The 12,725-nt window shown below is 38.7% G+C and carries 9 protein-coding genes; 5 read left to right on the forward strand and 4 right to left on the reverse strand.

Translation table 11 applies throughout. From position 1 onward, the window contains the following. Positions 1-421: 421 nt before the first annotated feature. Entirely contained in the window at positions 422-2,410 is a 1,989-nt protein-coding gene (locus tag ACFILO_RS03790) for a M23 family metallopeptidase (protein WP_375653784.1), read from the forward strand. 898 nt (positions 2,411-3,308) lie between these two features. On the opposite strand, the gene ACFILO_RS03795 is transcribed toward ACFILO_RS03790, so the two are convergent. The 3 genes from ACFILO_RS03795 to ACFILO_RS03805 form a co-directional block, all read right to left on the reverse strand. Continuing rightward, positions 3,309-4,739, reverse strand: coding sequence for a sensor histidine kinase (locus tag ACFILO_RS03795; protein WP_375613648.1), 1,431 nt, complete (start codon positions 4,737-4,739; stop codon positions 3,309-3,311). 224 nt (positions 4,740-4,963) lie between these two features. Beyond that, the gene (locus tag ACFILO_RS03800) at positions 4,964-5,518 is read right to left on the reverse strand and encodes an RNA polymerase sigma factor (protein ID WP_375611691.1); all 555 of its coding nucleotides are present in this window, start codon (positions 5,516-5,518) and stop codon (positions 4,964-4,966) included. A 7-nt stretch (positions 5,519-5,525) separates the two neighbouring features. Continuing rightward, complete coding sequence (locus ACFILO_RS03805) at positions 5,526-5,729, reverse strand: NepR family anti-sigma factor (protein WP_375610684.1); 204 nt, start codon at positions 5,727-5,729, stop codon at positions 5,526-5,528. Between the two features lie 168 nt (positions 5,730-5,897). Here ACFILO_RS03805 and ACFILO_RS03810 point away from each other — a divergent pair, with 168 nt between their 5' ends. The 4 genes from ACFILO_RS03810 to ACFILO_RS03825 all read left to right on the forward strand — a co-directional run bounded on the left by ACFILO_RS03810 (position 5,898) and on the right by ACFILO_RS03825 (position 9,605). Continuing rightward, a complete protein-coding gene (locus ACFILO_RS03810; protein ID WP_375607013.1) occupies positions 5,898-6,692 on the forward strand; it encodes a response regulator in 795 nt (264 codons plus the stop codon). Positions 6,693-6,714: 22 nt separating this feature from the next. Then, on the forward strand, positions 6,715-7,728 hold the full coding sequence (locus tag ACFILO_RS03815; protein ID WP_375618002.1) for a sensor histidine kinase: 1,014 nt from the start codon (positions 6,715-6,717) through the stop codon (positions 7,726-7,728). A 1,016-nt stretch (positions 7,729-8,744) separates the two neighbouring features. Beyond that, a complete protein-coding gene (locus ACFILO_RS03820) occupies positions 8,745-9,110 on the forward strand; it encodes a hypothetical protein (protein WP_375621452.1) in 366 nt (121 codons plus the stop codon). Between the two features lie 45 nt (positions 9,111-9,155). Then, a complete protein-coding gene (locus ACFILO_RS03825) occupies positions 9,156-9,605 on the forward strand; it encodes a hypothetical protein (RefSeq protein WP_375611689.1) in 450 nt (149 codons plus the stop codon). Between the two features lie 1,307 nt (positions 9,606-10,912). Here ACFILO_RS03825 and ACFILO_RS03830 read toward each other — a convergent pair. Beyond that, the gene (locus ACFILO_RS03830) at positions 10,913-11,686 is read right to left on the reverse strand and encodes a DUF4167 domain-containing protein (protein WP_375677859.1); all 774 of its coding nucleotides are present in this window, start codon (positions 11,684-11,686) and stop codon (positions 10,913-10,915) included. Positions 11,687-12,725 lie beyond the last annotated feature (1,039 nt).

Below are 12,725 nucleotides of genomic sequence, written 5' to 3' on the forward strand. Positions count from 1 at the left end.
TATTTTTTTTTAAATAAAATAACCCAAACTTTACCAATAAAATATTGAACAAAAAATCCTATTTCAAGACATTATTGCCAACAAGCAATTATAGGCAAAATCTGCCTTCATAAAAATAAAACATGAAAACAGCAAGGAGTTCAAAGAGAGCATGGCGCCTTTAAAGTAAAATATAGCACCCCATTGCAATGCATAAAAATAGGAAGTTGCCTAGGAATGAGTTAATCACAATAACGCTTGTTTTATGCTACTTTAATAGAGAAAATTTTCCGCGCAGATACGATTTATAAAGACATTGCTGTATAAAGAGAATCGCATGATCTGTAATTTGTAAAAAGAATCAAATTCCTGTAGAAGCATTCTAAGCTATCTATCTATCTAGCTTTCTTTATTTAATATTGAAAAGTACTCTTATAAATCTATGTGGGATAACGAACAACAAAAAAACGATCCTGGACAAGACCCTGCTCTTGTCGTCAAGCGCTTGCGGCCTGCGCGCCGACAGGTCTCTGCTCGTTGGCTTACGGGAACCATTCTGACAGGAATCACTTCCTGCATTCTTATGGGGATTGCACTTTTTACGGCTCTTGATGAACAACAGCGATTGGTAACACCGCCACAATGGTTTACGCAAGAAAACCTATCAGAATCACAAGACCCTGAGGCCAATGGCTATAAAGGTGATCGTATTTCTCCCACCCATGCAAGGCAAAGCTTTGACAGAAAACGTCAATTTGAACTATCGATTCTACAAAAAAAAGGCGATGAAAAAGTCATTCAAACACAACATTTTGAATGGATTCGTATGGCTTTAGCCGAAAATCGCCCCCAGAAATATAGCTATCCAAAATTTGATTCTTTAAGCATTCTTGCTAGTGATACGAAAAATCAAAATATCGCACCACAAGAAGATTCTGGGCAGATTTATGGAGCAAAGGTTGAAACAAAACTCACCTTACGCAGCTATGATTTTAAGGTAAATCAATTCGATTTTGATGACAGCGACACATTGACAGATGAAGAGGCACAACAAGAAGTACAAAAAGCTGGATTTACTTTAGAAAAGAGCTCCGAACTTCTTTCAGTTCTCACATTGATTGATCCTTTAAAATTAGAAGATGTATCCTCCCCTTCCCAAGGCACAGAATCCCCTGAAGTTCGAATCGTTCAAGAAAATGTAACCGTTTCTCCTCAAAGTCACCGTATCGATCTGACGAAAAACTATGTTGAAGATATTATTCCTATTCGTAAAAAACAAACGATAGCCGATGCTTTCAAAAAAACCAGTTATACAAAAAAGCAAATTGACCAGGTTGTAAAAACGCTAGAAAAAATAAGCCTTTCCGATTCCCTTAAAGAGGGAAGCCTTTTACGCATTGGTATTGTGACACAAGCTGGTGAAGAAGACCATCTCGTACGCGCAAGTATCTATCAAGGGATGCATCATGTTCTCACCATTGCCCTGAATGATAAAGGCCAATTCATTGAAAGCACAGAGCCTAAAATGTCTAAAGCACTTAAAACGGCTTTTCAAAATGGTATTCCACATTCTTATATCAATAGCGCGCAATTACCAACGGCTTATGATGCACTCTATAGTGCTTTGCTAAGCCATAATATATCACAATCTCTCTCTCATCGTCTTATTCGTCTGCTGGCCACCAATGTTGATATGAAAAGTCCGATAACACCCAATGATCAGATCGAAATATTTTATGCTGTACCACAAAGCGATAAAGAAAACAAAAACGGCAAAAAGAATTTGAAAGCAAAGGAATCATCCAAGAACGCTGATCCAGAAATTCGTTATATTAGTGCAACTTTTGGGAATACAACTTATAAATATTACCGTTATCAATTAAAAGATGGAAGCGTTGATTATTATGATTCTGAAGGGAAAAGTTCAAAGCCTTTCTTGCTGCGCAAACCCACACCAAATGGCATTTTTGGCTCTCCCTTTGGTCCACGCAAACATCCTATTTTAGGCTATGTCCGCATGCATACGGGTGTTGATTGGATTGCTCCTAAAGGATCACCCATTATTGCTGTAGGAGATGGTATTGTCACAAGAGTAGGCGTAACAGGCGGCTATGGAAACCATACGGAAATTCAACATGCCAATGGATATGTCAGCAGTTATTCACACCAAAGTCGTTATGCACCAGACATCAAACCAGGCGTGAAAGTACGACAAGGACAAATTATTGGGTATGTTGGATCAACAGGAATGGCAACCGGACCCCATTGTCATTTTGAAATCATTGTCAATGGCGTCAAAGTTGATCCCATGCGCATTCGTATACCGGATAGCAAAGCCTTAACCAATCAAGACCTACAAACATTCCTACAAGAAAAAAACAACATTGATGCCTTGATCAACAGCCCAATAGCACCCTCCGAAGAGACTTAAAGCATGAAAGCATCTGCATTTTTACGACTCAAAACATCTAAAAAATATGCTTGAGCGCTTACTTTTCTCAAAGAGATTTCCGCATTTTAAATATCTATTAAAGAATACGCCGAAAGATGCCACCACCCAAGGTCGCATCACAATGATTAAAAATAAAACGCCCTCCCCTTTTCAGGTTTACGCACAATAGAAAAGTGAAAAATATGAAACCCCAAAAGGCTAACTCTTCTTGTTTATTTTATCAAAACGATAGCCCGTCCTTATTTGCCATGCAATAAAATCTCAAATCAAAGAGGTGCCCGCTAAAGGATGAAGATTCTAAAATCCATATCATTCTATAAACAACCCGACTTTTTGTTGAATAGATTCCACTTGTTGAATGTATGCTGTTCATAGCCCTAAAGGACAGTGTTTCATGAACTTTCTAAGCAAGTTATCCTTGAGAATATTTGTTACACACTTTTACAAAAACACCCCATATTTAAAGTTTCACATGCCTTACAAAAAATAACAAAACTTGAAAAAACAATCTTTTTGCAAAGCAATAGAGCTTACGAATATAAGTATTATTGGCTTAAAGGAGCACTTATTCAAAATAAATTTAAAGGCTAACTTAAGCACTTCAAAGCTCTCAGACAAGGAGAACTTTGAAAGCCTATCATCGGAGTCAACAAAGCAAAAAAACAACAAGAGAGAAAATCAAACATTACACCAAAAGATAAAGAAGCAAAGTTGTTTCTCTTGAAGGCAATTGACAATCTGATATGAATGGTGCTGTGTTCGCGCTACTGAAGCCGTATTTTTCCTTCTTCTTGTGAAAAGATGCCCTCCCCATACATTCACGATGAATGAAAGGCAGCTTACCACGAGAAAAGAAAAAATTTACCCTTTTAAAAAATCAGTCAGAGCTTTTTTTTGAACTATTCATGCTAAGTTTTGGCAAAGGAATGACAATCTTTGTGCCTCCTAAAGCAGAAGTTTCAAACAGAGGTTTTTCACCAAATTGCATACAGAGCTGTTCCACGACCACACGACCAAGTCCTGTTTTTTGTTTTAAAGTTTGGCTTTTCATTCCCACGCCATCATCTTCTACAATGAGCATCAATTGTCCATCTTTCTGGGGACCAAAGGAGATATAAATATGACCAGACCGTTGATCAGGAAAGGCATGTTTTAAGGAATTTGTCAGCAGTTCACCAAGGATAATTCCAAGTGTTGTCGCATCTCTTGAAGACAGGCGACAATCTTTAAAGTTGGTGTGAATGGTGATGTTTTCACGCAATTCAAAAGGGACTGCCAATTCGACATCATGCACAACAGAGCTGAGAAACTCTGCCAATAAAGTCGTTTCCATATCATCACTTAAGCGCAAACGACGATGTGCTGTAGAAATTGTCTGAATACGATCACGTGCAGCCCCTAGAACAGCACGTACCTCTTCATTTTTGCTCCGGTTTAACTGGAGCCCCAACAAAGAAGACACCGTCCCAAGAGAATTGCCAATGCGATGGCTTGCATCCTGCAACAATATTTCAACCCGTTGGCGTTCTTTTTCAGCGTGATTACGTGCTCTTTCTAATTCTTGTGTTCGTTCTTTCACGCGGGCTTCCAGAGCGATATTTTCACTATGAAGCAGCAATTGATACAATTTTAAAGAGCGCATATCACGATGAAAACGATTAATAACAAAATAGGCAGAAATAAAGGTACTCACAACGGAAACAATAGCCGCCAATGTCAAAGCCGCCCGCATCAATGCGATACCCTCACGCTGTTTTTGTCGCACCACATCATCCCCATTAATAAAGCTTGTCATCAATTGAGCTAAACGTGCTACAGGAATCTTTGATACTTCCAAAGAGTCCGCATGAGAAGGTTGAGAAGGTTGTTCAGGAATCGCATCAAGAGCACGCATATGGGCATTCATAAAGGCTTTTCGTGCTTCAACCTCTTCTTTAAAAGCCGTAAACCATTTATACCACTGCGGATGCGCATAAATAATAAGTGCGATATAGTCGAGAATATTCCCCAACTCCCGCTCTGCATTTTCAAAACGTATTTTATCTTCCGCCTTGCGCGTTTTTGCATAGCTGCGATCAGCAACAGCCATATCAATCAGGCTAATAAGGACCAAATCAGCCTGTTCGCGCAATTCTGAACTTGTATTCAACTGTGCGACTTCTCGATCAACGGCATTTGAAAGCAACATAATAAAAACCGATGCCAAAAGAGCCATAACAAGAGAAACAACAATCGCACCCCACCGCCAGCGTGATATCGTTGCATCAGAAGAAGGCATTTGAGGCATCAAATTTGTTTTTGTTGTCATAGAATGTCCATTGGCGAACTTGAAAGTCGTCATTTTTCAGCACAAAGGAAGGCAACCTTATGGAACATAAAACCTAAAGCCCGTGAGAAAGTTTTATACAGGCTTTTCTTGTGTTCCTAAGGATACACGCCAAACTTCTGAATTCCCTCAGATACTGACTTTACTGTAATAGCTATAACGGGAATAAAAAAAACAAGGCTATCAATCATAATTATTATGCTTTTTTAGCCGTTAAATGAACACAATGTACTTCCAGCTGAGTAAGAATCAGGACCATAATCAGACTCACCATTGACTTTAAGAAGTTCTTGTAATCGATTACGCGCCCTGCTCACACGGCTTTTAATGGTTCCAACAGCACAACCACAAATAGCCGCAGCATCTTCATAAGAAAATCCCGATGCGCCAATGAGAATAATGGCTTCTCTTTGATCGGCAGAAAGCAAATTTAAGGCTTTTTTGAAATCTTGCAAATCAAGCGATCCATATTGAGCAGGATGAACAGCGACATTTTGAGTAAACACGCCATCGGTATCTTGAACTTCTCTTCCCTTTTTACGCATTTGACTATAAAATTCATTGCGCAAAATGGTAAAAAGCCAAGCTTTAAGATTAGTTCCCATCTCAAAACTATCTTGCTTAGCCCATGCCTTCATAACAGTATCTTGGACCAAATCTTCGGCTTTATCGTGCTTGCCACTTAAAGAAACAGCAAAAGCTCGTAAAGCCGGCAACACAGAAAGGAGTTCTTGTTTAAAGTTTTTCGCGCACTTTGACATAAAGGATTCAAACCTTTTCCACATTGTTTAAGCCAAATTGCTCTGCGCGCTCCAACTTCTCTAAAAGCTCAAGCAAACACCGTGGCAGTGCTTCTTCTTGAATTTCCATGTAAAATTGACGTAACTTCCGTGCTATTTCGCTATTGACCCCGAGAAGATCATCTCCAACTCTAAATTGTGTGGTGAGATTTTTTTCATCACGGTCGTTCATTTTTCATCCCCCTAATCCATATATTACTGGTAGCACCGCGAAGAATTTTTCGCCTTATGGTTGTAAATATAGCTGCCGGTAAAAAGTTCCATACAAATCAAGGAACTTTTTTATCGGTTGAGAATTTCAACCAACAAAATGCTTGAAAGGTCAAAGGAGTTATAAATTATGTCATTATCAACGCGCATTGCCCCGCATCTTCCCTATCTTCGGCGTTTTGCCCGCTCTGTCACCGGTAGCCAATCCTCTGGCGATGCCTATGTTTCAGCGATGTTGGAAGCACTCATTGCCGACATCTCCATTTTTCCCAAAGCCTCCACTGACCGAATTGGTACCTATTGGCTTTTTTGCCATCTTTTTGACCAAACCACACCAAACATCCCTGAACCCCTGCCCCAATTTGGTCTTGAACAAAAAACCAGTGCCAAATTATCCTATCTCACGCCCCGTGCACGCCAAGCATTTTTGCTCATTGCCGTTGAAGGGTTTCATGAACAAGACGCCAGCGAAATCATGAATCTGGATACGAAAGAATTTCGCAAGCTTCTCAACCAAGCATCCATTGATATTTCTCAACAAATTGCCACTGAAGTAATGATTATTGAAGATGAACCTCTTATTGCACTTGATATTGAGCAAATGGTAGAAAGCCTAGGTCATCATGTTGTAGGAATAGCGCGCACGCGTGATGAAGCTGTCATCATGTATCATAAGAAAAAACCACGGTTGATTTTGGCTGATATTCAATTAGCCGATAACAGTTCAGGGATTGATGCGGTCAACGAGATTTTGAAAAATGACCGTATACCGGTGATTTTCATCACAGCTTTTCCCGAAAGGCTTCTCACTGGCGAGCGTCCAGAACCAACTTTTTTAGTGACCAAACCTTTTAACCCTGATATGGTGAAAGCGCTTATTTCGCAAGCTTTATTTTTTCAAGAGAATGCTTCTAAAGCGGCTTAGAACAGGGTAACATCTTAAAATTATGATCGTTACGCCTCTTTCAAAGCCTCCCATGGATAGATCTCATATGAGTGCGCTCATGCAAGCGATTCGTGGTGCTGATATTTGCGTTCTCTATCAGGCAACAAATCTGGTTTATTTATGGGCTGAAAACTTGCCACACCATTTGCACAATAAATGGCGGGTTGGGTGTCGTGACAGCGACTTTTTTTCGCTTGACCTTGCAGACAATATGGAAACCATCAAACTGCAAGTTTTAGCCAGTGGCAAAATGCAAACTGTTGAAGCACGTTTTGAAGATACAAATAAACAAGAGATTTGGTACAAATTTTCTATTGATTGCCACCGCAATGATAACGAAGACATTATTGGTATTATCACCACCGGTGTCAATATTTCCGGCTTACGCCGCCGTGAACAAGTGCTTAAAATCCTTCTTCGCGAAGTCAGTCACCGTTCTAAAAACCTTCTAGCGATCATTCAAAGTATTGCCAGCCAAACCGCCCGCTACACTGAATCTCTTCAAGTTTTTTTACGAAAATTTCAAGGTCGTCTTCATTCTCTTTCTCATTCTCAAGATCTGATCACTGATTCCGATTGGCGCGGTGCTCAATTTCGCGAATTGGTCCAAACGCAGGCTTTAGGTTATTTTATGAAAGAAACAGAACGTTTTTCACTTGAAGGCGTCGATCCTTATCTTTTTCCCAATGCCGCTTTGCATATCGGTTTGGCTTTTCATGAACTGATTGTCAATTCTCTTTCTTTTGGAGCCCTTTCCCAAGAAAAGGGGAGCATCTGTGTACGCTGTGAAATTGAAACAAAACTGAATGGCAAAACGCAACTTATCATCACTTGGCATGAAAATTTTGAATCCGGCATCCCTCCCACAAACAATAAAAAAGCCTGTTTTGGTAGTGCCGTTCTCGAAAAAATCGTTCCCATTTCCGTGAATGGTTCAGCTTCCCTCAAATTGACACAAGAAGGAATTGTCTATTGCCTCTCTGTTCCTGATACTTATTTTGATATTTTTTCTTAAAAGAGCATTTTAAACAATGAACAAGAGAAGTTTCCCCTTTTTTAGCAAAATGTCTCATCTGTTTATTAAGCACAAAGATATTTTCCAACCTCTTTAAACCAACCTCTATAGTCCCCCAATAGTTCCGCAAAACCTTAACGATGAGAACTGAAAGCCACATAAAATCCATTCCCGCTGTCAATCAACTTCCATCCCTCATATAACCGGCATATTTTAAAACAGAAACCAAAACGATAAAGAGCAAACCGTTTCAGCTTTTATATGCAAAATAAAAGCGAGCCTGTTACCCATCTCTTTTTGTGTAATTTTCGCAATGCGTATATAATTTTATTTTGGCAGAATATGAAATTTCAAGGAGTAAAGCTAATATCCATCATCACTCTTCAGCTTTACGGGCTTAAAGCATCCACGACAACGACAATTAATTGATGTAAATTACACATTTTATGCTTTTATTTATCGCATTCTTTAATGGAGATATCCTCTTCAGTTACAATAGGGCATCCTAAAACAGAATACACTTATGTCTTTCATTCACGCACTTTTTTAATATTTCCCAGCGCATCCACGCTCATTTCAAAACAGTATGTGTAAATAAGATATAATAGCCCCCGTAAAGTGAACCATCAAAACCGCCCCTTGTTACGCCACGTCCTTCTTTACCTTCATGCCCCTTTTCACTTCATAAAAGTAGTAGCTGAGTATCATCATACCATTTGTCTCTCATGTTACAACAGCCATTGACCTTTGAGAGCGTCCATAAGAGGCATTTCAGTCTTTTTTCAAATATTACTCACCGACATAGAGCCCCCACACACACCCTTTTATGACGTGCAAGCCAATGACTTTGATTAATTCACTATAGAACCCGCATCTCAAAGGGGAAAACCCATCTCAAAGGGGAAAACCCATCTCAAAGGGGAACTAAAAAACTTTGAAAGCGTTTAACAGTGAAGAAGCCCCTAGGCTGACAAATTGGAGTCCGCTCTGTCAACCTGTCATTTGGAAAATAATTGATGAATCCCCTTGTTTTTATCCTCTTATTAGTTTCATGTACAGATGATTTTAATAGTTGCTATTCGAACAATACAATGGTTAAAATCTATCCCACGGCTCAAGCTTGTGAACAGGCCATGGTCCCGTCCACAAAAAAGTTTGCACTTTATGGACAACAAATTTTTGCCCAATGTATAAACGTACATGCAAATTTACATCAACAAGAAGTAAACTTGATCTGGTCTGTAACAAACCATGGAAATTTCCTGCTTAAAAGCCAAAACGTAAAGGACAAGCTGTCTACAGTACACAAAGAAGATATTTTACCAACATCGCTTCCTCTTTTACATTCTTCTTCCACAAACCTCTTGCACAAAAAACTTTAAAAGCATAAACCCATCAGATCTCAAAAAAAATAATCAATGAAAGACATGATGGATAATAAGCGAATGCACCCTTCAAAAGACCATCACACAGAGCAAAATTCTCTGCCTCAAGATCTCCCTTTAGACCCTGCCGTAGAACGAGTGAGAAAAAAACTTATGGGTTTAATGATTATTTCCGTTTTAATAACGCTTTTCCTTATTCTAACCGTACTGTTTTTAATTGTTTATAAAGTGATAAAAACCGGATCAGCGCCAAAACAAACAGAGCTATCTTCCTCTCTCAGCAAAAACCCACACGTTATCCATCATACGCTCTCTCTACCGGAAAAAACACAGATTTTGTCGCAAAGCCTCTCAGAACACAATATTGTACTGAAAGTTTTAACCCCTGATGGACAAACAAAATTTATGATTTACAATTATCATACCGGTGCACTTGTCTCCATTCTTTCTGTTGAAACAACAAAAGAGAGAGCGAAGATAATGCCTCATTAAGAAAACTAACATCAATAAGCGCTGACATAGCATTCTGAAGGTTTAAACATTTTCTGCAAGCTGGCATTATCACACGCTTTACCAGCGCGTGGGTGTTGCCGACAATCCTTGGCGCTAGAGAGAGTTCATAAGAGCCATTTTATTCCTTTATTATAAAATTTATCCACACGGGCTCTCCCCGTTTGCAACGTGCAAGCGAATGGTTTTTGTTGATCCAACATGGAACAAATTTGGAAATGAGAGAATTCTAGGGGTTTAGGAGCTCTCACCTAACATTCAAAACAATGAATTATTATTATAAATTAATGTGATAAGTCTTAAATATCCACCACACGGGCGACGGCGCGTTTTTTACTGTATCCCCTCACTTAAATCTTGGAAAAGAAGAAACCTTTCTGTCAACGCATTCCCATTTTAAGAAAATGACATCACTTGGGAAAAGCTAATAAACGTGCAAGAAATACCTCTTCTTGAGTGCAAAAATTCAACATATTAATTTATAGTGATGATTTATTTTGCATGTCAAACGAGAATCTCAAATACTGTAAGATTCTCCCTTTCAAATCTGTTCGTAAGAAACTGAATCAAAATCATTTCTTTACATATCCCAGCAAGGAAATGGATGAATAAAAATACCTCTTATGAATGATCCGGTATCAAAAGAAGAACTGTTGCAACATTGAAAATTAAAGCAATAACGCCCAGTTTACCTCTTTTATTAAGCAAAGATAACCGATGGATTTCACATGATAGAATTCATGAACACCAGTGCGAAATGGGCATGAATACATTGAATAATATTAAATATAAGTGTGAATTAAATAAAACAACGACATTGCGTTCTTCATAAAAGAACTGCCTCTTAAAATACACGGATGCGGTTTTCTCTGTATTTCCTCACTTAAATCCCAGCAAAGAGGCAATCTTTTCTGTCAACACCCTTTGTTAAGTCTCAATACTGCCCGTGAAAATCCAAAGAAAGCGCAAGAGGCTTCTTGAGTATATACAATTTACTATCATGATACCAATAACATCACCACAAGCGCTTATACAGCACCTTTCAGGTTTAAACATTTCCCTCTGCTTCAAGATTGACCACTTGAGCGACGGCGTGGTTTTCTCTGTATCCGCTTACTTAAATCTCAGCAAAGAGGCAATCTTTTCTGTCAACAGCCTTCGTTAAGTCTCAATACAGCCCCGTGAAAACTCAAAGAAAGCGCAAGAATCTTCTCGAGCATATTATAATTTATTATCATGATACCAATAACATCACCACACAAGCGCGCTTACACAGCACCCTTCAAGGTTTAAATATTTTCCTCTGCCTCAAGATTGACCACTCGGCGACGGCGTGGTTTTCTCTGTATCCCCTCACCTAATCCAGGCAAAGAAGAATCCTCTTTTGTTGCTGTTTTTGTTGCTGTTGATGCATCTCCATTGCTAGAGCTTTCTGCTGTTGTAAGTGAAAGCTCAAGAGATGATTCATCTTGAGTCCGTACAGTACGTCGACGGGGAGAACGACGTATTTTTTTGACAGGTTCAACATTTTTCTCAGAGAGGCAGTGCTCTTGATCTGTTTTTTCATCCGATAGAGCCTCTAAAGCGTTTTCACGCGCATCCCCATTTTGCGCTTTATCATATTGGCCATTGCCATTTTTTTGCGACGACATTTGTAATACATCTGTATCACCCTCGACAGCATCCTTTTTTTCACCGTCAAGATTTATTTCACCGCATTCTTGCCCATTGTTTTCATCACGATTTTCGTTTTCATCACCACGATTTTCATCACGCCGAACCGATTGAGACATTTGCCCAGCTGCTGCTAAAATAATACGCAAATAGTGCTCGGCATGTTGTAAATAATTTTCCGACATAACACGATCACCTGCACCTTGTGCATCACGCGCAAGGCTTATGTATTTATCGGCAATTTGCTGAGCATTCCCGCGAATTTTAACATCCGGACCGCTACTTTCATAATTGCGAGACAACGGATTAGGACCGCGACGATTATTATTGTTATTACCATTATTGTTATTATTGCGACCGCGTACCCGTCTATTTTGTTGTGGCCTCATCTTTATCCCTTTTTGGAGTGTTTGTCTTATGTGTGTCTTAATTGACGCTTCCTCATTACATTATCTTTTGATAATGCTGATCATGTTTAACATACGATTATCAAGCTATCCGCGTTTATTTCACTCAAACGAACCCTACTGATATTGATAAAAGCATATATTTTCTTGAAAATCACAAAACAGCAGGGAAATCGTAAATCAAAAATTCCCTTTTTCTCTGTCAAACAGCAGAAACCTAATGATGTTCACGTAAAATGCCAAGTGTTTTTTTTAAAATAAACCATATTTCACTAAAAAAAATAATTATCTTGTGGAAAACAAAAAGGAAAACACACATATAACACACCTGACAAAGAAAAAATTCCTGCCAGAGAATAGTAGAAGCTTCCTTTTTTGCTCTAAAACCACCGCTCCTAAAAACGCCGATATTCTCTACCCCCTCGTGCATTTAACTCACAAGCACTTCCATCCCAACGAGTCACTGCGCGAACCTCTTTATTTTATAAATATAGCCTCTCTTCATCGCTAAAGCAACCCCTTGCGAGCGATAATCCACGATCGCCTCACAAAACCTCTTAACTTTTATAGATAGATTAACACGAAGTATTATTCAAGCCCTATAATCACCAAGAGATCAATCTTCTTTCCCAAACAAGTCAATGATACTATCAATTTTTATTTTAACCCATAGAGTTTTTAAGTTAATCACAGTTTTTATTTATAACAAATTGAGCTTAAAAACAAAATATTTAAATACAAAAAAATATCAAATTATGAAAAAAACGACCAATATGTCACACTTTTTTAAAAATCAGCTTCTTCTCAAAAAAATACCCTCCTCAAAGCCTATCAATAAGAATGGCCTAACGTATTTCCTTACTTATCTTTTCTGATAAAGAAAACTAGAATTATAAAACAAGCACATTTTTAAACCCAGCACAGCGCTTTACGCATGAAGAAGCCGTAAATGTTTATAAAAGGAATGTTTTTTACTCATTTTTGTCATGTCTATTGACTTACACCCTCAAAGAATGAAGAT

The organism is Bartonella sp. AP72JLCBS (assembly GCF_042195705.1).
GTDB lineage: Bacteria > Pseudomonadota > Alphaproteobacteria > Rhizobiales > Rhizobiaceae > Bartonella.